Source organism: Mesorhizobium sp. M1006, assembly GCF_040318825.1.
Taxonomy (GTDB): domain Bacteria; phylum Pseudomonadota; class Alphaproteobacteria; order Rhizobiales; family Rhizobiaceae; genus Mesorhizobium.
Genome location: NZ_JAMYMZ010000003.1, coordinates 224,173 through 247,396, shown reverse-complemented (window position 1 = coordinate 247,396; position 23,224 = coordinate 224,173). Strand labels below are relative to the sequence as shown.

At 63.0% G+C, this 23,224-nt stretch carries 21 protein-coding genes, 1 tRNA gene and 1 riboswitch; of the genes, 11 read left to right on the top strand and 11 right to left on the bottom strand.

Annotation, left to right across the window (positions count from 1 at the left end):
- The first annotated feature begins 114 nt into the window (after window positions 1–114).
- Both NKH60_RS04390 and NKH60_RS04385 read left to right on the top strand, forming a co-directional pair.
- Entirely contained in the window at window positions 115–465 is a 351-nt protein-coding gene (locus NKH60_RS04390) for a DUF952 domain-containing protein (protein ID WP_352613924.1), read from the top strand.
- Window positions 462–1,538, top strand: a complete 1,077-nt coding sequence (locus NKH60_RS04385; RefSeq protein ID WP_352613923.1) for a quinone-dependent dihydroorotate dehydrogenase — start codon at window positions 462–464, stop codon at window positions 1,536–1,538. The genes NKH60_RS04390 and NKH60_RS04385 overlap by 4 nt, the downstream gene beginning before the upstream one ends.
- Window positions 1,539–1,541: 3 nt before the next feature.
- On the opposite strand, the gene NKH60_RS04380 is transcribed toward NKH60_RS04385, so the two are convergent.
- On the bottom strand, window positions 1,542–2,966 hold the full coding sequence (locus NKH60_RS04380) for an MATE family efflux transporter (protein ID WP_352613958.1): 1,425 nt from the start codon (window positions 2,964–2,966) through the stop codon (window positions 1,542–1,544).
- A 50-nt stretch (window positions 2,967–3,016) separates the two neighbouring features.
- On the opposite strand from NKH60_RS04380, the gene NKH60_RS04375 reads away from it, so the two are divergent.
- A complete protein-coding gene (locus tag NKH60_RS04375) occupies window positions 3,017–3,919 on the top strand; it encodes a histone deacetylase family protein (RefSeq protein WP_352613922.1) in 903 nt (300 codons plus the stop codon).
- Window positions 3,920–3,923: 4 nt separating this feature from the next.
- Here the strand turns inward: NKH60_RS04375 and NKH60_RS04370 are convergent, their stop codons facing one another.
- On the bottom strand, window positions 3,924–4,187 hold the full coding sequence (locus NKH60_RS04370) for a DUF6460 domain-containing protein (RefSeq protein WP_023677362.1): 264 nt from the start codon (window positions 4,185–4,187) through the stop codon (window positions 3,924–3,926).
- A gap of 131 nt (window positions 4,188–4,318) precedes the next feature.
- Between NKH60_RS04370 and NKH60_RS04365 the strand changes: the two genes are divergently transcribed.
- Window positions 4,319–4,392, top strand: a tRNA-Gly gene (locus NKH60_RS04365).
- A 313-nt stretch (window positions 4,393–4,705) separates the two neighbouring features.
- Here the strand turns inward: NKH60_RS04365 and NKH60_RS04360 are convergent.
- Window positions 4,706–5,695: a LysR family transcriptional regulator gene (locus tag NKH60_RS04360; protein ID WP_352613921.1), complete on the bottom strand. Its 990-nt coding sequence runs from the start codon at window positions 5,693–5,695 to the stop codon at window positions 4,706–4,708.
- 317 nt (window positions 5,696–6,012) lie between these two features.
- Here NKH60_RS04360 and chvE point away from each other — a divergent pair, with 317 nt between their 5' ends.
- The 4 genes from chvE (at window position 6,013) to araD1 (ending at window position 11,179) form a co-directional block, all read left to right on the top strand.
- Window positions 6,013–7,077: a multiple monosaccharide ABC transporter substrate-binding protein gene (chvE, locus tag NKH60_RS04355; RefSeq protein ID WP_352470121.1), complete on the top strand. Its 1,065-nt coding sequence runs from the start codon at window positions 6,013–6,015 to the stop codon at window positions 7,075–7,077.
- A 99-nt stretch (window positions 7,078–7,176) separates the two neighbouring features.
- Window positions 7,177–8,709, top strand: coding sequence for a multiple monosaccharide ABC transporter ATP-binding protein (gene mmsA / locus NKH60_RS04350; protein WP_352470119.1), 1,533 nt, complete (start codon window positions 7,177–7,179; stop codon window positions 8,707–8,709).
- Window positions 8,706–9,998, top strand: a complete 1,293-nt coding sequence (gene mmsB, locus NKH60_RS04345; RefSeq protein ID WP_292659525.1) for a multiple monosaccharide ABC transporter permease — start codon at window positions 8,706–8,708, stop codon at window positions 9,996–9,998. The genes mmsA and mmsB overlap by 4 nt, the downstream gene beginning before the upstream one ends.
- A gap of 188 nt (window positions 9,999–10,186) precedes the next feature.
- Window positions 10,187–11,179 carry an AraD1 family protein gene (gene araD1, locus NKH60_RS04340; protein ID WP_352613920.1) on the top strand — a complete coding sequence of 331 codons (993 nt, stop codon included), beginning with the start codon at window positions 10,187–10,189 and terminating at the stop codon, window positions 11,177–11,179.
- Between the two features lie 30 nt (window positions 11,180–11,209).
- Here araD1 and NKH60_RS04335 read toward each other — a convergent pair whose 3' ends face one another.
- A complete protein-coding gene (locus tag NKH60_RS04335) occupies window positions 11,210–12,304 on the bottom strand; it encodes a 2'-deoxycytidine 5'-triphosphate deaminase (RefSeq protein WP_352613919.1) in 1,095 nt (364 codons plus the stop codon).
- Window positions 12,305–12,439: 135 nt separating this feature from the next.
- Window positions 12,440–12,517, top strand: a riboswitch (SAM riboswitch).
- 70 nt (window positions 12,518–12,587) lie between these two features.
- On the opposite strand from NKH60_RS04335, the gene NKH60_RS04330 reads away from it, so the two are divergent.
- Window positions 12,588–13,778: an O-succinylhomoserine sulfhydrylase gene (locus NKH60_RS04330; protein ID WP_352613918.1), complete on the top strand. Its 1,191-nt coding sequence runs from the start codon at window positions 12,588–12,590 to the stop codon at window positions 13,776–13,778.
- Between the two features lie 37 nt (window positions 13,779–13,815).
- Here NKH60_RS04330 and NKH60_RS04325 read toward each other — a convergent pair whose 3' ends face one another.
- Window positions 13,816–14,967, bottom strand: coding sequence for a ceramide glucosyltransferase (locus NKH60_RS04325; RefSeq protein WP_352613917.1), 1,152 nt, complete (start codon window positions 14,965–14,967; stop codon window positions 13,816–13,818).
- Between the two features lie 227 nt (window positions 14,968–15,194).
- Here NKH60_RS04325 and apaG point away from each other — a divergent pair, with 227 nt between their 5' ends.
- On the top strand, window positions 15,195–15,587 hold the full coding sequence (gene apaG / locus NKH60_RS04320) for a Co2+/Mg2+ efflux facilitator ApaG/CorD (protein ID WP_352470114.1): 393 nt from the start codon (window positions 15,195–15,197) through the stop codon (window positions 15,585–15,587).
- Between the two features lie 6 nt (window positions 15,588–15,593).
- On the opposite strand, the gene NKH60_RS04315 is transcribed toward apaG, so the two are convergent.
- From NKH60_RS04315 to NKH60_RS04305, 3 genes are all read right to left on the bottom strand, one after another.
- A complete protein-coding gene (locus tag NKH60_RS04315; protein ID WP_352470113.1) occupies window positions 15,594–16,604 on the bottom strand; it encodes an Hsp33 family molecular chaperone in 1,011 nt (336 codons plus the stop codon).
- A 162-nt stretch (window positions 16,605–16,766) separates the two neighbouring features.
- Window positions 16,767–17,678 carry an ornithine carbamoyltransferase gene (argF, locus tag NKH60_RS04310; RefSeq protein ID WP_352470112.1) on the bottom strand — a complete coding sequence of 304 codons (912 nt, stop codon included), beginning with the start codon at window positions 17,676–17,678 and terminating at the stop codon, window positions 16,767–16,769.
- A 14-nt stretch (window positions 17,679–17,692) separates the two neighbouring features.
- Window positions 17,693–18,892, bottom strand: a complete 1,200-nt coding sequence (locus NKH60_RS04305; RefSeq protein ID WP_352470110.1) for an aspartate aminotransferase family protein — start codon at window positions 18,890–18,892, stop codon at window positions 17,693–17,695.
- Between the two features lie 355 nt (window positions 18,893–19,247).
- Here NKH60_RS04305 and NKH60_RS04300 point away from each other — a divergent pair, with 355 nt between their 5' ends.
- Complete coding sequence (locus NKH60_RS04300; protein ID WP_023677348.1) at window positions 19,248–19,772, top strand: GcrA family cell cycle regulator; 525 nt, start codon at window positions 19,248–19,250, stop codon at window positions 19,770–19,772.
- A 97-nt stretch (window positions 19,773–19,869) separates the two neighbouring features.
- Here the strand turns inward: NKH60_RS04300 and NKH60_RS04295 are convergent, their stop codons facing one another.
- From NKH60_RS04295 to NKH60_RS04285, 3 genes are all read right to left on the bottom strand, one after another.
- A complete protein-coding gene (locus tag NKH60_RS04295; protein WP_023677347.1) occupies window positions 19,870–20,877 on the bottom strand; it encodes a magnesium and cobalt transport protein CorA in 1,008 nt (335 codons plus the stop codon).
- Between the two features lie 116 nt (window positions 20,878–20,993).
- Window positions 20,994–21,719 (bottom strand): phosphate signaling complex protein PhoU, encoded by a 726-nt coding sequence (gene phoU / locus NKH60_RS04290; protein WP_023677346.1) that lies wholly within the window; start codon window positions 21,717–21,719, stop codon window positions 20,994–20,996.
- 117 nt (window positions 21,720–21,836) lie between these two features.
- Window positions 21,837–23,099, bottom strand: a complete 1,263-nt coding sequence (locus NKH60_RS04285) for an ATP-binding protein (RefSeq protein WP_352871309.1) — start codon at window positions 23,097–23,099, stop codon at window positions 21,837–21,839.
- Between the last annotated feature and the right edge of the window lie 125 nt (window positions 23,100–23,224).

Sequence of the window (23,224 nt, the reverse complement as noted above, 5' to 3'; positions counted from 1 at the left end):
GCCAGTCAGCGCAAAATCTATCACAGTTTGCGCCTGAAATGGGGACGAACCTGAAATGGGGAAGAACACGGGCCTGCCCTTCCCCGCGTGGTCGGTTCGGACTATAGCGCAACTATGTCCGAGATCATCTACAAGATAGTTCCCGAGGTGCTGTGGCGCGAGGCTGAAAGAGAAGGCCGCTTCACCGGCGCGCCTATCGACGTCGCCGACGGCTTCATCCATTTTTCCACCGCCGGGCAGGTTCGGGAAACGGCGGCCAAACATTTCGCCGGCCAAAGCCGGTTGCTGCTGGTCGCCGTCGATAGCGCGCGCCTCGGCGATGCGCTGAAATATGAGGTCTCGCGCGGCGGCGCCCTGTTCCCGCATCTCTATGGCGGGCTCGGCCTCGATGCGGTCGTTTCGGTGCAGGCATTGCCGCTCGGCGCTGACGGCCGGCATGAATTCCCGGCGCTGGAGGCCGAATGAGCGCGTTCGACCGGATCGGCCAGAAACTGCTGTTCACGCTCGATCCGGAAACCGCGCATGGGCTGTCGATTGCCGCGCTGAGATGCGGGCTGCCGGTCGCCGGTCGTCCGCCGCAGGACAACAGGTTAAAGGTCAGCCGTTGCGGGCTCGATTTCCCGAACCCGCTCGGCATGGCCGCGGGTTACGACAAGAATGCCGAAGTGCCGGACGCGCTGCTCGGCCTCGGCTTCGGCTTCGCCGAGGTCGGCACGATCACGCCGCTGCCGCAGACGGGCAATCCAAAGCCACGCATCTTCCGGCTGCCTTCGGAGGGGGCGGTGATCAATCGGCTGGGCTTCAACAATGAGGGCCACGCCGCCGCGGAGAAGCGCCTTGCCGCCCGCAAGGGCCGCCCCGGCATCGTCGGGATCAACATCGGCGCCAACAAGGACAGCGCCGACCGCGTCAGTGATTATGAGCGCGGCATGATCCGGTTCGCGCGATATGCCAGCTATCTGACGATCAATATCTCCTCGCCGAACACGCCGGGCCTGCGCAACATGCAGGCGCGCGACCAGCTTGGCGAGCTCCTGTCGCGGGTCATGGCTGCGCGTGCGGCGGCACCGGCAAAACCGCCCGTCTTCCTCAAGATCGCCCCGGACCTGGTCGAGCCCGAGCTTGAGGACATCGCCGCCGAGATCAGCGACAAGCAAATGGACGGCGTCATCGTCTCCAACACCACGATCGCGCGATCCGGCCTGCGCAGCGCCGGCCTTGCTGGCGAGGCCGGCGGGCTTTCGGGGAAACCCTTGTTCGAGCGCTCGACCATCGTGCTGGCAAGGATGCGAAAACTGCTTGGCCCGGATCCCACTATCATCGGCGTCGGCGGCGTTGATTCCGCCGAGACGGCGTTGGAAAAGATCCGCGCCGGCGCCGATCTCGTGCAGCTCTACACCGGCATGATCTATGCCGGGCCCGCGCTGCCGGGGCGCATTCTTTCCGGCATGGCCCGTTTCATGGACAGTCAAGGGCTGAAGTCGCTGCGCGAGCTTCGCGACAGCCGCCTCGATCACTGGGCGGCGAAACCGCTTTAGCGATCAGTTAAAGGCTGTGCGCGCCCGCAGCCGCAATATGGCGAGCAGGCTGAAGCCGCGTACCAGCAGGAAGACATGCAACGCCGCCCACAAGCCGTGATTGCCGAAGGCCGGCGCCAGAATCAGCAGCGCGGCGCTGAACGACAGGAACGACACCAGCATCATGTTGCGCATGTCGCGCGACCATGTTGCGCCGATGAAAATCCCGTCCATCTCGAAAGCCAGCGCGCCGCTGAGCGAGGTGAACGCCGCCCAGGGCAGGTAGATGTCGGCAATGGCGCGGACGTCTGTCGCGGTCGTGATCAGGGCGACGAGATCGGCGCCCTCCAGCAGGAAGAAGAGCGTCGCCGCGCCCGCCAGCCCGAGCCCCCAAAGCAGCGTCAGCCGCACCGCCTGATCAAACGCCGTGGCGGCACGGGCGCCGATGGCGCGCCCGGCGAGCTGTTCGGCAGCGGTGGCGAAACCATCGAGGAAATAGCCGGCAACCAGGAAGAGGTTCATCAGCACGGCGTTGGCGGCCAGCGTCAGAGTGCCGAATTGTGCGCCCTGGCGCGTGAACAGCGCGAAGGCGGCGAGCAGCGAGAAGGAGCGGATCATGATATCGCGGTTGAGCGACATCATGCGCAGGAATGCCGGCAGATCGAGCACGCGGTGGCGCGGCAGCCTGGGTGCCGCCCAGAAGCGCCGGCCGACGATGGCGAGACCCAGCAGCATGGCGACGAATTCACCGGTGAGCGTTGCCCAGGCAACGCCGGCAACGCCCCAGCCGAGCTCCAGGCCAAGCAGGAAGCAGAGGGCGATGTTGATGCCGTTCAGTATCAATTGCAGGATCAGCCCGAGCCCGCCCTCGCCGCGCCCAAGCACGTAACCGAGGATGGCGTAATTGATCAGCGAGAACGGTGCCGCGAGCATCCTGATGCGGATATAGACGTCCATCGCCGCGCTGACGCGCGGCTCGGCGCCGATGAACCATTGCCCGGCGGTGGAGACCAGCGGCGCAAGCGCGGCAAGGACGACGCCGGCGACGACCGCGATCAGCACGGCGCGCCAGAACACCGCCTGCTCCTCCAGCGCATCGCCGCGCCCGAAGGCCTGGGCGACGAGGCCGGTGGTGCCGGAGCGCAGGAAGTTGAAGGTGGTGAAAACGACGTCGAAGATCAGGGCGCCGGCCGCCAGGCCGCCGAGAAGGGCGGCGTCGCCGAACTGCCCAACCAGCGCCGTGTCGACAATTCCGAGCAACGGCGTCGTCAGATAGGCAAGCGTCATCGGCACGGCGATGGCGAGCACCGAGCGGTTGGTGACGACGAAGGCCCTGGCTTCGGTGGTGTGGGCTTCGATGGGTAAAGCCTGCTCCAAACGCGTGTTGCTTCCTGTTGCGGCTTGATCGGCCAGCCGATGTGCCCCAGTTTGCGGACCTCGCGCAACCATCCACCCCGTTATGTTCAACCGAAATCCGCCTCTGGCGCACCGGCCGCCCCATGCCCCTGCAGATCGTTCATCATCCCGACTACGACGCCGGCTTCGCCGTCAACCACCGCTTCCCGATGAGCAAATATCCGCGGCTGATGGATGCGTTGCGGGCACGCGGCCTGGCGCAGCCCGAAGCGCTCAACATGCCGGAGGCGACGCGGCCATCATGGCTGAAGCTTGCCCACGCGGTCGACTATGTCGACCAGGTGCTTGCCTGCAAAGTGCCGGTGGCGATCGAGCGCGAGATCGGCTTTCCCGTCGGACCGCGGGTTTCGCTGAGGGCGCAGCTCGCAACGGCCGGCACGGTGCTGGCAGCGCGGCTGGCGTTGCTGAACGGCATCGCCTGCAACACCGCCGGCGGCAGCCATCATGCACGGCGCGCGCAAGGCGCCGGCTTCTGCACCTTCAACGACGTAGCCGTTGCCGCGCTGGTGCTGCTCGCCGAAGCTGCTGTCCAAAACATCCTGGTCGTCGACCTCGACGTGCATCAGGGCGACGGCACGGCGGATATCCTGAACGACGAGCCGCGCGTGTTTACCTTCTCCATGCATGGCGACCGCAACTACCCCGCGCGCAAGATCGCCTCCGATCTCGATGTCGCCCTGCCCGACGGCGCCGGCGATGCAGCCTATCTGGAGCGGCTGGACGCCATCCTGCCGGAGCTGTCGGCGCGAAGGCGCTGGGACCTCGTCTTCTACAATGCCGGCGTCGATGTCCATGTCGAGGACCGGCTCGGCAGGTTGTCGCTCACGGATGACGGGCTGCGCGCCCGCGACGATATGGTGATCCGCCATTTCCGCACGCTTGGCATACCGGTATGCGGCGTTATCGGCGGCGGCTATTCGACGGATGTCGCAGCACTTGCTGCACGGCACGCCATCCTGTTCGAGGTGGCGGCGGGCTACGCCTGAAAATTCACTTCCGGTAGTTAGCGATCCTGAGCAGGATGAAGGCCGGCACGACGATCGCGGCACCGAGCAGGATGTAGCCGAGAAAGCGGTCGATGGCGTGGAAGCCCAAATTCCACAGGTCGATGAAGAATTTGCGAATGCCATAAAGCACATCCATCGGCGACCAGCCGAAGGCATTCATGACCAGCCCGACGAGGAACGACACCACAAGCAGCTTCAGGATCACCCGGAGCGGCGTATCGCCGAGAAAGCGGTTCAGTGCGGACAAGCCTGTCTCCACAGTCGGGTGCCGCGATTCGGGCACATGCCTAGAAATACGCAGTTGATAGCCCTGCATCAAGCCGAGCCCTCAAACCGGATTGCGCATCGGCGCCGGGCCATGATATCGGAGGAACCAGCGCGGGTATGATGTAATGGTAGCTTGTCAGCTTCCCAAGCTGAACGCGCGGGTTCGATTCCCGCTACCCGCTCCAGCTTTTGCCCCCGGTGCATTGCACTTGTTCTGGCCAAGCTGAAAACCAACGGATTTATAGGCAGTTTTACAGCCCGGCTGGCCGTCTTTCATCTGTTTGGCCGATGTGCCAGTTCGTGGAATATCTCACATTGAGGGTCGGCGGGGCCTCGAATGACCCCAACCGGAAAGTCTACCCTTGGCCCGCTGGCTTCTGCTGGCGGGCTTTTTTTGAGCATCAGGCAGTAGTGGCCGACGTGCATCGGCGCCGCTGCTGGCGGGCCTGTCTGGTCGTCTGGCCGGCCACGGGATGCGCCCGCTACCCGCTCCAACCCTCAGCCCACCTCTCGCAAAATAAAATCGTGCAGCATCTTGGCTGCCGGTGACAGCGCGCGGTTCTTCACCGTGATCAGGCTGTAGGGCCTGACCTCGATGTCGAATTCAGTCTGGACGACATCGATAGCGCCGGCCAGGCCTTCGGGGTTCTGGATGAACTTCGCGACCTGGATCGACACCGGTGCGATGGCGTCGGATTGCGCGACCATGACCAGAGTCAATAGCAGCGAGCTGGTGTTGAGGATGCGGTCCGGCAGCGCGATGTTGCGGTTCAAAAAGTTGCTTTCCATCGCCTGGCGCAGCGGCGAGCCGCCCGACTGGAAAACCCAGTCATAGGCGGCGGTGTCTTCCAGCCGCACCGCCTTGCCCTTGGTCAGCGGGTGGCCGCGGCGCACGATCAGGCAGGCTTTCTCGACGCCGATGACGCGCGCTTCGAACAGCCGCGGATTGAGGTCGTCGGGGATGCGGGCGATGATGAAATCGTGGCGCGAGGCGATCAGCTCGCGTGCCAGGACGTTCGAGGTCTCGACCTGCATGGTGATTTCGATGCGCGGATAAAGGCGCCGGATCTCGCGGATCGCCGGCACCGCCAGCTCGATCGCCGGTGCTGTCACCGCGCCCAGGAATACCGAGCCGCCCTTGCCCGCCTTGAGCTCGAAAATCTCGCGGTCGACCTCGCGCATCTCGAGCAGGATCGATCGCGCGCGCCGTGCCAACGCCTTGCCATAGGGTGTCAGCGTGATGCCGCGCGGCAGCCTTTCGCAGAGCTTGACGTCGAGCACGGCCTCCATCTCGGCGATCATGCGCGAGGCCGCCGGCTGCGAGATGTTCATGACCTGGGCCGCGGCGCTCACCCGGCCGTGCTCGTCGAGGGCTGCGATCATGCGCATGTGACGCAGGCTCAAGCCGCTGCGCAGCAAGGTTCCGCCATCACCCGGGATCTCATCGTAACTGGCTGATATTCCGCCAGGATTTCGCAGCGCTGCCATGATTCTTCCCTACTCTTACGCCCGGCGCCCTGGCAGGATCCGGCAGCGTCGTCACTAGCCTAAGCCATATCAGTCTCGATATAGCAACCATCAAAGATCGCATTTGACAGTTATGGCAAAGCGACACACCCTTCGCGCGTCCTGAGGCTTGACGGTCGGTGACGAGGGAAAACTCGTATCGATTGAAACCAGAGTCTCGGGGCCGATTGGGAGGATACCGGAGATCGATTGACGGCAGCGGCGCGTTTGGCGCTCCTGCACGATTGCGCGGCCCACGAAACCCAAGGGTACGCGTCCATCAACCAGGGAGAGTTAATGTGAAGATTATCAAGACACTGGCCGCCGTCGCGGCCCTAGGCATCGCGGCCATGACGCTGCCGGCGCAGGCGGGCGAAGGCCTGATCGGCGTGCTGATGCCCACCAAGACCTCGCAGCGCTGGATCAACGACGGCGACGCCGTCAAGTCCCAGCTCGAGGCTCTGGGCTACACTGTCGACCTGCAGTACGCGCAGGACGACATTCCGAACCAGCTCAGCCAGCTGGAAAACGAAATCACCAAGGGCCCGAAGGCGCTGATCATCGCTTCGATCGACGGCACCACGATGGGCGATGCGTTGCAGAAGGCGAATGACGCCGGCGTTGTCGTCGTCGCTTACGACCGCCTGATCAAGAAGACGCCAAATGTCGACTACTACACCACCTTCGACAATTTCGGCGTCGGCGTCATCCAGGCCAAATCGCTGCTCAAGGGTCTCGGTTATCCCGAGAAGAAGGGCCCGTTCAACATCGAGCTGTTCGGCGGTTCGCCGGACGACAACAATGCGTTCTTCTTCTATAACGGCGCCATGTCGGTTCTTCAGCCGCTGATCGACGACAAGACCCTCGTCGTGAAGTCCGGCCAGATGGGCATGGACAAGGTCGGCACGCTGCGCTGGCTGGCGGCAACCGCCCAGGCCCGCATGGACAATCTGCTCTCCGCCAACTACTCGGACGGCAGCCGCGTCGATGGCGTGCTCTCGCCCTATGACGGCCTGTCGCGCGGCATCATCGCTTCGCTGCGCGCCGTAGGCTACGGCACCGCCGATCAGCCATGGCCGATCGTCACCGGACAGGACGCCGAGACCGCTTCGGTCAAGGCGATCATCGCCGGCGAACAGTATTCGACCGTGTTCAAGGACACCCGCGAACTCGCCAAGGCGACGGTCGAACTCGTCGACAAGGTGCTCTCGGGCGGCAAGCCGGAAGGCCTCGACACCACGACCTACAACAACGACGTCAAGGTCGTTCCCTCGATCCTGTTGACACCGCACGACGTCGACAAGTCGAACTATCAGTCCCTGGTGGTCGATTCCGGCTACATCAAGGCCGAAGAGCTGAAGTAATCGCGGTTACAAAGCCTGGGGTCCTGCGCAGGCAGGGCCCCTTTTCGTTGGCGAGCCAGCCCGGTATTGTTTGCGGACCTCGCAGGAGTGGTATTCTCAATGGCATCGACGATTTTGGAGATGTGCGACATCACCAAGACGTTTCCCGGCGTCAAGGCGCTGTCGAACGTCAAGCTCATGGTCGAGGAAGGCGAGATCCATGCCGTGGTCGGCGAGAACGGCGCTGGCAAGTCGACGCTGATGAAGGTGCTGTCGGGTGTGTATCCGTCCGGCACCTATGACGGCCAGATCATCTATCGCGGCGATGAGTGCCATTTCAAAGGCATCCATGACAGCGAGCGCAAGGGCATCGTCATCATCCACCAGGAGCTTGCGCTGGTGCCGATGCTGTCGATCGCCGAAAACATCTTTCTCGGCAACGAGCACGCCAGATACGGCGTCATCGACTGGAATGCCAATGAGGCGCGCACCAGCGCCCTGCTCAAGAAGGTCGGCCTCAAGGAAGACCCCAACACGCTGATCACCAATATCGGCGTCGGCAAGCAGCAGTTGGTCGAGATCGCCAAGGCGCTCAGCAAGGAAGTGAAGTTGCTCATTCTCGATGAGCCGACCGCGAGCCTGTCCGAAAAGGACAGCCAGGCGCTGCTCGATCTGCTGCTCGAATTCAAGCGGCAAGGCATCACTTCGATCCTGATCTCGCACAAGCTCAACGAGGTGAACCGGGTCGCCGACAAGGTCACCATCATCCGTGACGGGCGGACTATCGAGACGCTGGCCAAGAAGGACATCTCGGAGGACCGCATCATTACCTCGATGGTCGGCCGTTCGCTCGACGACCGCTATCCGCCGCGCGAGCCGAAGATCGGCGAGACCGTTCTCGAAGTGAAAAACTGGTCGGTCTACCACCCCATCCATGCCGAGCGGCAGGTCATCAAGGGTATCAACCTCAACGCCCGCAAGGGCGAAGTGGTCGGCATTGCCGGGCTCATGGGTGCCGGCCGGACCGAGTTTGCCATGAGCCTGTTCGGCCGGTCCTATGGCCGTCGCATCACCGGCGAGGTGTTCCTCAACGGCAAGCCGATCGACGTCTCTTCGGTGAGCAAGGCGGTGGAACACGGCATCGCCTACGTTACCGAGGACCGCAAGACCTACGGGCTCAACCTGATCGACCACATCAAGCACAACATCACGCTGGCCAACCTGCCCGGCGTGTCGCGCCACGGCGTGATCGACGATTTGCGCGAGCTTTCGGTCGCCAACGATTATCGCGGCAGGACCAATATCCGCGCCTCGAGCGTCTACCAGATGACCGGCAACCTTTCTGGCGGCAATCAGCAGAAGGTGGTGCTGTCGAAATGGCTGTTCGCCAATCCGGAAGTGCTGATCCTCGACGAGCCGACACGCGGTATCGACGTCGGCGCCAAGTATGAAATCTATACGATCATCGCGCGTCTCGCCTCCGAGGGTAAGGCAATCATCGTCATCTCGTCGGAAATGCCCGAACTGCTCGGCATCACCGACCGCATCTACGTCATGAACGAAGGACGCATCGTCGGCGAAATGGCGGCAAGCGACGCCAGCCAGGAAAAGATAATGCGCGCCATCGTCCGCGGAGAAGGAAAAGCATCATGAGCACCGAAAGCGCTCCCGGGCCGCAGACCGGCGTTGCCCAGGATCTACAACAGGGACCTCGCATTGCCGTCTCGGCGCTGGTCACCAACCTGCGCGAATACGGGTTGGTGCTGGCGTTGATCGCAATCATGGTGTTCTTCCAGTTCACCACGTCCGGAACGCTGTTCAAGCCGGTGAACCTCAGCAATCTCGTGCAGCAGAACAGCTTCATCATCGTGATGGCGCTGGGCATGCTTCTGGTGATCGTTTCGGGCCACATCGATCTCAGCGTCGGCTCCGTCGCCGGCTTCATCGGCGCGCTGGCGGCGATGATGATGGTCATCTGGCCGCTTGGCCCATTGAGCAATCCGCTGGTGGTGTCGATCATCTGCCTGATCGTCGGTGGTGCGATCGGCGCGGCACAAGGCTACTGGATTGCCTATCACCGAATACCGAGCTTTATCGTCACGCTGGCGGGCATGCTGATCTTCCGCGGCATCTGCCAGGCGCTGCTGGGTGGCGGGTCTTCCGTAGGGCCGCTTCCCGTCGGCTTCAAGGCGCTCAGTTCCGGCTTCATTCCGGACCTGATCGGCCCATTGACGCTGATACCGCCAACCGTGAACGCCGCCGGCAAAACCATTGTCGGCAGCGGCCTGACGCTGCACCTGACGACGATCGTGATCGGCCTCGTCGCCGTGCTCGCCTATGCCTATTTCGGGCTCAGGGCACGGCGCACCCGCGAGAAGCATGGCTACGAAGCCGAGCCCTTCTCGCTGTTCGTCGTCAAGACCCTGGTGATCAGCGCGCTGGCGCTGTTTCTCGTCTACCAATTCGCCACCTATAGGGGCCTCCCCATCGTTCTCATGGTGATGGGCGTGCTGATCGCGTTGTTCGTCTTCGTTACCAAACGCATGACGATCGGCCGTCGCATCTATGCGATGGGCGGCAATGCCAAGGCAGCCCAGCTATCGGGCATCAAGACCGAACGGCTGACGTTGATGGTGTTCATCAATATGGGCGTGCTGTCGGCACTCGGCGGCCTGATTATCGCAGCGCGCCTGGGGCAGGCTGTGCCGGCGGCCGGCCTCGGCAGCGAGCTCGACGTCATCGCCGCGGTGTTCATCGGTGGCGCTTCGGCGATGGGCGGCGTCGGCCAGGTGATCGGCGCGGTGGTCGGCGGCTTCATCATGGGCGTCATGAACAACGGCATGTCGATCATGGGCGTCAATGTCGACTGGCAGCAGGTGGTCAAAGGCCTGGTGCTGCTCGGCGCCGTCGTCTTCGACGTCTACAACAAGAACAAGGCTTGAGAGGCAACCAGGAGGCATACGGGTCACATCGCGGCGCTGCCGGGCGCAAAGAAGTCCCCCGAGGGACCTGATCCGCGAGCGCAATCCGGACGAAGAATTTCAACCGAGGCGCGGACAGGGGTCCGGGCCGCGCAGGGTGGGGTTTGCCGAGAAAGGGCAGGCCAGCCCACAATTCAGAGAGGGTTACCATGCTGATCTCACAAATCCTCGACGACGCCGAGACGATCCGCGTCGTTGCCCGCAACGGCGGCAAGACCCGCGTCATCAACGGCGCCCGCAGCGTCTATTCGCTGGCGATGGAAGCCGCGCGTACCGGCAGCGGGCTTGTCGCCCTGATCGAGCGCAAGGGCTTCGGCGAAACCGTCGATCTCGACGCAGCCTACAAGAAGGGCCGGCTGCTGTCGCCGATCAACCATCCCGATCCGGCGCATCTCCATCTCACCGGCACCGGGCTGACGCATCTCGGCTCCGCCGCGACCCGCGATTCCATGCACAAGAAGCTCAGCACGGACGGCGAGGAACAGCTGACCGATTCCATGAAGATGTTCCGCATGGGGCTTGAGGGCGGCAAGCCGGCGAAGGGCCAGATCGGCGTGCAGCCGGAATGGTTCTACAAGGGCAACGGCACCATGGCGGTGGCGCCCGGTGCGGCGCTTATGTCGCCCGCCTTCGCCCAGGATGCCGGCGAGGAGCCGGAAATCGCCGGTATCTATGTGATCGGCGACGACGGCGCCCCGTTCCGCGTCGGCTTCACGCTGTCTAACGAGTTTTCCGACCATGTCACCGAGCGTGTGAACTATCTCTTCCTTGCCCATTCCAAGCTGCGCAATGCTTCGTTCGGGCCGGAGATCCTGATCGGCGATCTGCCGTCCGATATCCGCGGCACTTCGCGCATCCTGCGCGACGGCAAGCTGCTTTGGGAAAAGCCGTTCCTGTCGGGCGAGGCGAACATGTCGCACACCATTGGCAATCTCGAGCATCACCACTTCAAATACTCAGCCTTCCGCCAGCCGGGCGACGTGCATGTGCACATGTTCGGCACGGCGACGCTGTCCTTTGCCGACGGCGTCAGGACCGAGGCCGGTGACGTATTCGAAATCGAGGCGCAGGATTTCGGCCTGCCACTGCGCAACCCGCTTGAAATCGAGCAGCCGGTGAAGGTCGCCGTGAAGGCACTTTGAGCCGGGCGTAGCCCGGAAGTGAGAGGAAGGTCAGCGCGCGGCGCGGAAATGCTTGGACAGTTTCAGGCCCTGTGCCTGATAGTTCGAGCCGAGATCAGTGCCGTAGAGCGCCCGCGGCCGTTTCAGCATGTGCTCATAGACCAACCGTCCGACGATCTGGCCGTGGTCGAGGATGAACGGCACTTCGTGGCTGCGTACCTCGAGCACCGCCCGGCTGCCGGTGCCGCCCGACGCCGAATGGCCGAAACCCGGGTCGAAGAAACCGGCATAATGGACGCGGAACTCGCCGACCAGCGGATCGAAGGGCGTCATTTCGGCGGCGTAGAGCGGCGGCACATGCACCGCCTCGCGCGACACCAGAATATAGAATTCGTCCGGATCGAGCACCAGCTCGCCGGCACCGCTCTTGTAGAGCGGCTCCCAGAAATCGACGACATCCTGCGCGGCGCGCTTGTCGACGTCGACGAGGCCGGTGTGGTGCTTGCCGCGATAGCCGACCAGCCCGTCCTTGTCGCCGTCGAGGTCGATCGATAGCGCGATGCCCCCGCCTGAGATGTTGGGTGGTTCGGTGGCGACCAACATTTCGGCGCGGTGCAACTCGTGCAACTCGTTTTCCGACAAGAGCGCATTGCCGGTGCGGAACCTGATCTGCGACAGCCGCGAGCCGATCCGCACGACGATCGGGAAAGTGCGCGGGCTGACCTCCAGGTAGAGCGGGCCTTCATAGCCGGCGGCGATCTTGTCGAACTCGTGGCCGCGGTCGGTCATTACCCGAGTGAAGATATCGAGCCGTCCGGTCGAGCTTTTCGGGTTGGCGGAGGCGGAAATATGGGCGGGCAGCGCCAGGCTTTCGAGCAGCGGCACGATGTAGACGCAGCCGGTTTCCAGCACAGCACCTTCGGCGAGGTTGATCTCGTGCAGCTTCAGCCGGTCGAGCTTGTCGGCAACCCTGTGGTCCGGGCCGGGCAAGAAGGAAGCACGCACCCGCCAGGCCTTGTCGCCGAGCCTGAGGTCAAGGCTGGCCGGCTGGATCTGATCGGCATCGAGCGTGCGCGGCGATTTCAGCGCGCCCGTCTGGAACAGCGCGGAAATATCCTGATCGGGAAGAATGCCTGTCTGCCGCAAGGGTCTGGCTCCGTTCGAACGCCGGGCGAGGTCTTGTTCTGTCGCAGGTCCGACCGTGGACGCGTTTGGCACCTGCTTGGTACAACCCTCTTAATCATGCCGGCAATTGACGCAAGCGTGGCGCGGGTCTAAAGCTCGTTATCCCGTGGTGATTTGGCCGGTCGGCTTGCAGCCACGTTAAACAAGTCGCTAAAGGACCGTCGGGCCGCAAGGCCATATGGACCGGTTGCGACTTTCGCGACCGGTTTTTTGTTGTTTGGACCAATTTTGGTGTTTGGATGGAATGATGACCAAGAAGCGCGACTGGAAGCCTCAGACCGCACTCGTGCATGCCGGAACGCTGCGTTCCGGCTTCGGCGAGACCTCCGAGGCGATGTATCTCACCCAAGGCTATGTCTACGAGACGGCGCAAGCGGCGGAGGCCCGCTTCAAGGGCGAGGAGCCGGGCTTCATCTATTCGCGCTATGCCAATCCGACGGTCGACATGTTTGAGAAACGCATGTGCGCGCTGGAAGGAGCCGAAGACGCGCGCGCCACGGCATCCGGCATGGCGGCGGTGACGGCAGCACTGCTGTGCAGCGCCAAGGCGGGCGACCATATCGTGGCGGCGCGCGCGCTGTTCGGCTCCTGCCGCTGGGTGGTCGAGACGCTGGCGCCGAAATACGGCATTGAGGCAACGCTGGTCGACGGCACCGACATCGCCAATTGGGAAAAGGCGGTCAAGCCAAACACCAAACTGTTTTTCCTGGAAAGCCCTACCAATCCAACGCTGGAGGTAGTCGACATTGCCGCCGTCGCGGCACTTGCCAATTCGATCGGCGCCAGGCTGATCGTCGACAATGTCTTCGCTACGCCCTTGCAGCAGAAACCCCTGCAGCTCGGCGCCCACATCGTCGTCTATTCGGCCACGAAGCATATTGACGGCCAGGGGCGCTGTCTTGGCGGCATCGTTCTGTCGGACAAGAAATGGATCGACGAGAACCTGCATGACTATTTCCGCCACACCGGCCCAAGCCTCTCGCCCTTCAATGCCTGGACGCTGCTGAAAGGCCTGGAGACGCTGCCGCTACGCGTACGCCAGCAGACGGAAAGTGCCGGCCGCATCGCGGATTTCCTGGCCGAGCGCCCGCAAATCGCCCGTGTCATCTATCCCGGCCGTGCCGACCACCCACAAGCGGCCGTGGTCAAGAAGCAGATGTCGGGTGGCTCGACGCTGATCTGCCTCGATGTGAAGGGCGGCAAGCAGGCGGCCTTTGCCTTCCAGAACGCACTCGACGTCGTGCTCATTTCCAACAATCTCGGCGACGCCAAGAGCCTGATCACCCATCCGGCGACGACGACGCACAAGAACTTGACCGATGAGGCCCGCGCCGAGCTCGGCATCGGACCGGGAACGCTCAGGCTGTCAGTTGGCCTTGAGGACGCCGACGACCTGCTCGAAGACATCGAGCAGGCACTGAGAGTTGCCGGATAAGGGCTGGCCGAACAGAGGCGAGCGGGAACGCGCCCGATCAGGCACCGGACGGGGTCTCTTCCAGCTCCGCGACGGTCTTTGTCTGGATAGTCATCACATTGCCGCGCCAGTCGACGGCGCCGCTCAGCCATCCGCGCGCCCAAATGGCGGGAAGCATCAGGTCTCGCGCCATCATCGCCGGGATCGTGCGCGGCGACAGGTGCCATCCCTTAGCCGAGGCCAAAGCGCATTCCGGCAGGTAGGCCGCGACCAGCACGGCGATGGCGGTTGCCGGCAGGCTGACGCCGGCGTCAGCCGCCGCGATCAGCGCAAGCACCAGCGGCGGCGCCGCGCCGATCAGGATCTCGGGGGCGAAGAACAGCGCGAAGGTGACGCGGCGCAGCCGCGCCCAGCGCGCCTGCCGCGACCAGATCTCGCCAAGCGTGCGCCGGCCGAGCGGCTGTTCGAAGGGCGAGGCGACAAGATTGACCCGCAGTCCGAGCCCGTTGACCAGCTTGGTCGCGGCGGCGTCCTCGGCGATCTCGGCGGCAAGCGCGCGGATGCCGCCATTGGCGTCGAGCATCGGCTTGTTCCACAACATGCTCTTACCCTGCGCGAAGCCGAGGCCGAGCGCCTCTCCGGCGTACTGCCAGCGTGCCTGCAGCGTGTTGAGAAAGGCGCATTCGACCTCCCCCCAGAAGCCGTCCGGCCGTGAGCCGATCGGCGTCGAGCAGACGAGGCCAGTACCATGCCGCCATGCCGCCATCAGCTGCTGGACGTAGTCGCTCGGCATAAGCACATTGGAATCGGCAAGAATGACCCAGCGATAATGCGCCGCTTCCCAACCCTTCACGCAATTGTTGAGTTTTGGATTGCCGCTGATGCGGTCGTCACCGACTAGAAGGCGGGCGCGAATAGCTGGAAAGCGCGCCATTGCGGCGGTGATCGGCTTGACCACCGGGTCGTCGGCATGGGCAACGCAGAAGATGAGTTCGTAGCGCGGCCAGTCGAGTGAGAAGGCGCGCTCCAGCGTCTCTTCGGCAAACGGCTCGACGCCGCGTGCCGGGATGACGATCGATACCGGCGGCGCGTTGGCGGGCGGTGCGATCCTGGCTGGTCGCTTCAGCTTCAGCGAAGCTAACAGGATGCTGGCGAGATTTGAAAGAAGGAGGGCTATGGAAAGGAGAGCGGCTGCGAATGTCGGTTCCATCGAGATCTGGTCACTCCAGAAGTGCCGGCCGCATGACGGCCGTTTTCAACAATTCGACAGAACGCTGAGTCGCCCGGCACAAGCCTGCACACCATCATTGTCATGTGTCACTTAAATGACATTGTTTTTCGGCACCTGCGCTCGAGTCGGGCAAGGAGATGACGCGCATCGTTGATCAAACTGCGCTGAGCGTCGAAAGTTCCATCTACATTGCTTTGGAGCAGTTTATGTACAGCGCCGTCACCCGCAACATCGAAGTGCAGGTCAGGCCGTTCTATCTGGAGGATCACTCCGACCCGCCGCAAAACCGCTATGTCTGGGGATATCAGGTGACCATCGACAATCAGTCGGATGAGTTCGTGCAGCTTCTGTCGCGCTACTGGCACATTACCGACGGCACCGGCAAGGTCGAGGAAGTGCGCGGCCCCGGGGTCGTCGGCGAGCAACCCGGACTCAACCCCGGCGACAGCTATCAGTATACGTCTGGATGCCCGCTCTCGACGCCGTCCGGCATCATGGTCGGGCACTACACCATGCGCAACAGGCGGGGCGAGACGTTCGACGTCGCCATCCCCGCCTTCTCGCTCGACTTGCCGGGAATGCGGCGCACCGTCAATTGACGGCGGTCATCCGGCCGCTGCAAACTCCGCCGGGTCGAAGTCATATTGCTTCGAGCAGAATTCGCAGGCGACGTGAATGCTGCCATCCTCGGTGCTGTCCCTGATCTCCTCGGCGGAAAAGCCTTCGAGGATGCCGTGGATCTTCTCCCTCGAGCATGAGCACTGGTCGGCGACCGGCACCCCGCCGAACACGCGGACGCCATGCTCGTGGAAAAGCCGGTAAAGCAGCCGTTCGGCGCCGATCGTCGGATCGATCAGCTCGGTCGGTTCAACAGTACCAAGCAGCGCCAGCAGCTCCTGCCAGGAATTGTCGGTCGGGTCGTGGATTTCCTCACGCGGATCGCCGTCGCCACCTGGAAGGTCGGGTACGCGCATGCGCTCCGCCGACTGCGGCAGGAATTGTGCCAGCAGGCCACCGGCCCGCCATTGTTCGCGGGCACCGCCGACGCCGGGCGTCAGAAGCTTGGCAACCGAAAGCCGGAGGTCGGTCGGAATCTGCTCCGACTGGCGGAAATAAGTGCGTGCGGCATCTTCCAGTGTGACGCCGTCGAGCTGGACGATGCCCTGGTAGCGTTGCGTGTGGGCGCCCTGGTCGATGGTCAGCGCCAGGACGCCGCTGCCGAGCAGCGTCTGCGGTGACGTCTCGCCGGCAGAAGTCAAAGCCTGCAGCCGGTCGGCATCGAAGCGGGCGTAAGCGCGCAGCGCGTGCGGCGTGGAGAAATCCGCGACCAGCATGTCGACCGGCCCGTCGGTGCGGGTCTGCAGAATGAACTTGCCCTCGAACTTCAGCGAAGTTCCGAGCAATACCGTCAACACACAGGCTTCAGCCAGGAGCCGGGCGACCGGCTCGGGATAGTCGTGGCGGCTGAGAATAGCATCGAGCATCGGCCCGAGCTGGACGGTGCGACCGCGCACGTCGAGCGGGCCGACCTCGAACGGCACGACATGGTCGTCGCCGGCGTAGCCGAATTCGCCGAGCTTGGGTTTATGTTCAGCCAATTGATGAGTTTCCAACATGACAAAGCTCCGGGGCGCGGCGATGCCGCCCTCCGGGGCGCATGCGACGAGACGCGCTCGATTTGCGTGATGCGCCTGAGATAGGCACCACCAACTCCCGGATCAAGGCGGCCCAGATCAAGGCGGCGCAGATCAGGCCGGCCCGGATCACCGCGGCTCGTATCAAGCGCCCAGGCACCAGGCCAGGACCGCCTTCTGGGCATGGAGCCGGTTCTCGGCCTCATCGAACACCACCGAATGCGGTCCGTCGATGACCTCGTCGGTAACCTCCTCACCGCGATGCGCCGGCAGACAGTGCATGAACAGCGCATCCGGCTTGGCTTTCGCCATCAGTGCCGCATTGACCTGATAGGGCAGGAAGACATTGTGGCCGCGGGCACGGTGCTCCTGGCCCATCGACACCCAGCAGTCGGTGACGATGCAGTCGGCCTCGTGAACGGCCTCCTCGGGCGAACGGGTGAATTTCAGCTTGCCGCCATTGGCTTTCGACCAGTCGACATGCTTCTGGGCCGGTTCGCTGCCCTCGGGCACGGCGACATTCAGCTTGAAATGGAACCGCGCGGATGCCTCCAGCAGCGAATGCAGCACGTTGTTGCCGTCGCCGGTCCAGGCGATCGTTTTACCGGCCACCGGACCGCGGTGCTCTTCGAAGGTCATGATGTCGGCCATCAGCTGGCAGGGATGGGTCTCGTCGGTCAGCCCGTTAATGACGGGGACCGTAGCGTTTTCCATCAGTTCCAGCAGCCGGTCATGCGAGGTGGTGCGGATCATGATGGCATCGACGTAGCGCGACAGCACCTTGGCCGTGTCGGCAATGGTCTCCGAGCGGCCAAGCTGCATCTCGGTGCCGGTCAGCATGATCGTCTCGCCACCCAACTGCCGCATACCGACGTCGAACGACACGCGCGTGCGCGTCGACGGCTTGTCGAAGATCATCGCCAGCACCTTGCCTTCGAGCGGCTTGCTGCGTTCGCCGGCCTTGAGCCTTGCCTTTCGCACCGCTGCGTCGTCGAGCATGAAGCGCAGATCGCCTTCGGAAACGGCGGAAAGATCGGTGAAATGGCGAAGGGACATCAGGAATTCCAGGATTACTTCGCAGCGGCAGCGACGATGGCATCTGCCAGGCTCTTGGCGCCGGCACGAATGCGCTCGAGCGCTTCGTGGATCTCGGCGTCGGTGACGGTGAGAGGCGGCAGCAGGCGGATAACGTTGTCGCCGGCCGGAACCGTCAAGAGATGCTGGTCACGCAGTGCCACCGTGACCTTGGTGTTGGGCATCGCGCATTTAAGCCCGAGCATCAGGCCGGTGCCCCTGATGCTTTCGATAACATCCGGAAATTCGTCGGCGACGCCAGCGAGCCCCTGCTTCAACAGCAGTGCCTTGCGCTGGACGTCTTCGAGAAAGCCGTCTTCCAGTACCACGTCGAGCACGGCGTTGCCGACCGCCATTGCCAGCGGATTGCCGCCGAAGGTGGTGCCGTGCACGCCGGCGGTCATGCCGACCGCTGCCTCGTCGGTGGCGAGGCAGGCACCCATCGGGAAGCCGCCGCCGATGCCTTTGGCCACCGCCATGAGGTCGGGGGTGACACCCGCCCACTCATGCGCGAACAGCTTTCCGGTGCGGCCGACGCCGCATTGGACCTCGTCGAAAATCAGGAGCAGTCCGTGCTGATCGCAGAGCTGCCTGAGCCGCTTCAGCGATTGCGTCGGCACTTGCCTGATGCCGCCCTCGCCTTGCACCGGCTCGATCAGGATCGCCGCGGTTTCAGGCGTGATCGCCTTCTCGGTGGCATCCACATCGTCGAAACCGACCTGGTCGAAGCCGTCGACCTTGGGGCCGAAACCTTCCAGATACTTGTACTGGCCGCCGGCGGCGATGGTCGCCAGGGTGCGGCCGTGGAAGGCGCCTTCGAAGGTGATTGTGCGGTAGCGCTCGGGATGGCCCTTGACGAAGTGGTAGCGCCGCGCCGTCTTGATGGCGCATTCGAGCGCCTCTGCGCCGGAATTGGTGAAGAACACCTTGTCGGCAAAGCTTGCGTCGGCCAGCCGCTCGCCGAGCCGGCTCTGTCCCGGAATCTCGTACAGATTAGAGACGTGCCAGAGCTTGGCGGCCTGCTCGGTGAGGGCCGCGACCAGATGCGGATGGCTGTAGCCCAACGAATTCACGGCGATGCCGCCGGCGAAATCGAGATATCGCTCGCCCTTGTCGGTGACCAGCCAGGTGCCTTCACCGTGGTCGAAAGCCAGGGGTGCGCGAACAAAGGTCTCGAAAAGCGCCGAACCGCTCATTATATGCGTCTCCGGAACCGGAAAAATCAAAAAGCCGCCAAAGCGGCGGCCCTTGTGGCTTATCGTGTTTTTCGGCCGTGAAGTCAACGAAAAGGTCGCGCAAGGTCGCGCGGCAAGCCCCCCAGCATAACGCCGGCTCCTAAGCGACCGGGCAAGTTGGGGAAAACCGAAAAAACCGATTCGTGTTGGCCTTGGGACTCTTGTCACCGAGTCAGCGCATAAGGTAATTGTAGCAGAGAAATAACTAGATTTCGTGCGGCGGACCTAATCACCCGATATATGTGGTGTCTGCCCGGCAGAAGCCGGGTCGGGAATGGATTCCGATTGCCGCACGTTTCAGCAGGAGCGCGGTCTCATGAACTGGACTGACGAGCGAGTCGAACTTCTCAGAAAATTGTGGTCGGAGGGCCTCAGCGCCAGCCAGATCGCCGCACAGCTTGGCGGGGTCAGCCGCAATGCGGTCATCGGCAAAGTGCACCGGCTGAAACTGTCCGGTCGCGGACGCACGACCGCCTCACCGGCACGCCAGAAGAAGACGGTGCAGGGATCGACGATCCAGAAATCGGTGTCCCGGGCAGCAAGCGCCACGCGCCATGCCACCACCTCGATGTCGATCGGTGCGACCGCGCTCAAGGCGCAGTTCGATGCCGAACCGGTGGCGCGCCACTATATCCGCCCGGTCGAGAACGTCGTCGTGCCGATCTCGCGGCATCTGCAACTTGTCGAACTCAACGAGCGCACTTGCAAATGGCCGAACGGCGATCCGCTTTCGGAAGACTTCCATTTCTGCGGCAACGACGCCGCCGAAACCGGCCCCTACTGCAAGTACCACGCCCGCGTGGCGTTCCAGCCGGCATCGGAGCGGCGGCGGAGCAGGTGAATGGTGAATGGTGAATGGTGAATGGTGGCGGGCTGAGCTTGGAGTAAGAAAGCAAGGCTCTTGCCTAGCCCTATTCACTATTGATCATTCACCCACTTCATAGCCACCCATTCTTGCGAAACCGCCAGTAAAGAAACGTGCAGATCAGGGCAATTGCCGCCAGGACGGCCGGGTAGCCATATTCCATCCTCAGTTCCGGCATGTCGCTGAAATTCATGCCGTAAATGCCGGCGAATGCCGTCGGCACGGCCAAGATTGCGGCCCATGAGGCAAGCTTCTTGGAGATCGCCGTCTCCTGGCTTTGACCGACCAGAAGGCTCGCCTCGAAGGCGAAGGCGAGAACCTCACGCAGGCTGTCGATCTTTTCCTGGACAGTGCGGATGTGGTCGGTGACGTCGCGAAACAGCGGGTGCATGGCTGTGTGGATTTGCGGCAGATCGGCGCTGGTGAGCCGCCGGCAGACCTCCACCAGCGGCAGGGCCGCATTACGCAGGCGCAAGAGATCGCGGCGCAGCATGTAAAGCCGTTCGATATCGGAGCCGGTCATCGGTTTCAGCAGAACCTTGTCCTCGATCGCCTCGACCTCGTTTTCGATCTGCTCAAGCACCGGCATATAGTTGTCGACGATGAAATCGAGAATGGCGTAGAGGACGAAATCCTCGCCCTTGGCAAGGGAATGCGGGCAGCTTTCCCAATGCTGGCGAACGGCGGCGTAGGAGGTCGACGGGCCATGCCTGACGCTGACGATGTAGCCCGCGCCGACGAACAGATGCGTCTCGCCGAAGGTGACGCGGCTGTCGATCAGCTGCGCCGTGCGGGCAACGATGAACAGGGCATCACCATATTGCTCGATCTTCGGTCGCTGGTGCGGATGCTCCGCGTCCTCGATCGCCAGCTCATGCAGATGGAATTGCGCCTGGACGCGCAGCAACAAATTGCGGTCGGGCTCCAGCAGTCCGATCCAGACCACGTGGCCCGGCTTCCCGGCCCATTCGCCGGCTTCCTCGATCGGAATGTCGGCGATGCGCCGCCCAGCCGTATAGACGCCGCAAGCGATTATACCCGACATCGGCGGCGCAGGAGCAAACTCGCGGACATATTCCATCGCAGCCTCCTGAAGGCGTGGCCTTCATCGCGGAACTGAGAAGTCGGCGCGTCGAAAGCTTAGCGCAATTTTCTGTCGGGTGGCGAATCCGAAATTCGCATCAGTGCTGAGAGAACTCACTTCGCTGGTTGGGTTGCGGGAAGAATAATCTTGTCCGTCTTATCGCCCTTCGGACGATCGGCCGGCATCTGGTCGCCGGTGACGATATAGTAGATCGTCTCGGCGATGTTGGTGGCGTGGTCGCCGATGCGCTCGATGTTCTTGGCGCAAAACAGGAGATGTGTGCAGGGCGTGATGTTGCGTGGGTCTTCCATCATGTAGGTCAGCAATTCGCGAAACAGAGAGGTGTACATGGCGTCGATCTGGTCGTCGCGGTCGCGCACGAAACCGATTTTCTCCACCGACCGCGACGCATAGACGTCGAGTACTTCCTTGAGCTGGGTCAGTGCCAGATTGGCCAAAGCCTCGAGGCCGCGGAACAGGCTGTTCGGCTGGCGCCCGTCTGCGACGGCAACCACCCGCTTGGCGACGTTCTTGCCGAGGTCGCCTACCCGTTCGAGGTCAGCCGAGATGCGGATCGCGCCGACGATCTCGCGCAGATCCGTCGCCATCGGCTGGCGTTTGGCGATGATGATGATCGCCTTGTCGTCGATCTCGCGCTGTCCCTCATCCAGAACTAGGTCGTCCCGAATGACTTTCTGGGCAAGCCCCGGATCCGCATTGACCAGCGCCGCGACCGCCTGCTCGACCATGCGCTCGGCATGCCCGCCCATCGCAGCGATGCGCTTCGACAGATATTTCAGCTCCTCGTCATAGGCGCTGACGATATGCACGGACTGCATGGACGAAATGCCTTCCCGGGATCTCGTGGTTGAGTCGTTCCCTCGAATCCCCGCTGATACGCTAGCCGGATGACAGAAAAAAGAAACGGCCCATTATGTGCTAGAGATAGTACTACGTTAGCGAGCCGGCAAATGGACCGTGAACGCCGCACCCTTGCCGATCTCCGACCTGATGGAGAGTCTGGCGTTGTGGCGGGTCAGGATATGCTTGACGATGGACAGGCCAAGGCCGGTGCCCTTCTGGGTTCGGCTGTTCTCGACGTCGACGCGGTAGAAACGCTCGGTGATGCGCGGGATGTGCTCTTCGGGGATGCCGGGGCCGAAATCCCTGATGGTGACGTCGATGCCCGGTTCGGGATCGCTGTCGTTGCGTATGATCGACACCACGACACGTCCGCCCGACTGACCATATTTGCAGGCGTTTTCCAGCAGATTTTCGAAGACCTGGAAAAGCTCGTCCCGATCGCCGGCCACGTCGAGCGGCCCTTCCGCGAAATCACGCTCGATGACGACGCCGTTTTCCTTTGCGAGCGGCCCAAGCGAATCGATGACGCTGTCGATGGCCTGGCGCACGTCGACCTCGGTTCCCGGCTTGAGATAGGGCTTCATCTCCAGGCGCGACAGCGACAGAAGGTCGTCGATGAGGCGCGCCATGCGGCTGGTCTGGTTCTGCATGATCTGCAGGAACTGCTCGCGCGCCGCGGGGTCGTTGCGGGCCGGCCCGCGCAGCGTCTCGATGAAGCCGGCGATCGAGGCGAGAGGCGTGCGCAGCTCGTGGCTGGCATTGGCAATGAAGTCGGCACGCATTCTGTCGATCCGGCGCGCCTCACTCTGGTCCTTGAACACCAGCACGTAGAGATCCGTGGCATGGCCGACTGAAGACGCGCTCACCCGATAGGCTCGTTCGACCGGCAGCTTTTCTATGTAGTCGACGCTGTCCGAAGCGACGTTGCCCGCCAAGATGCTATCCAGCAAGGCCTGCATTTCCGGCGCGCGGAATTTCAGCGACAGCGACATGCCGGGGGCAATCCCACCGAAGGCGGCAAAGGCAGCGGCGTTGGCGTGGACGATGGCGGCGGAGCGATCGAAAATGATCAGCGGATCGGCAACCGCCGCCGCGAGATATTCGCCGGAAAGTTGTTGCACGCCCGACTCGATGGCCGCGGCATTTTCGGTCGATTGGCGGGCGATGCCGGCCGGCAGCATCGCAGCGGCAACCAGCACGGCGCCAGCCAGCAGCACCACATAGCCAGACATGCCGGCAAAACCATAGACCATCAGAACCGCAACGAGACCGGCCGCCAGCAGCCAGCGGCTGTTCCACAGCCGCATGGCGACGGTTTGCGCCCTGCCTCTCCGCTCTGTGCCGATGTCGGCCATTTGCGCTCCGTCTGCGGCCACTTCAAGAACTTCTTGCTGGACCGGCGCTAGAGCGCAGTGCGTCCAATTGGGCGCACAAAGGACGCTCTACCTCTTTATCTGCTGCATCGTTCTTTCCGAAAATC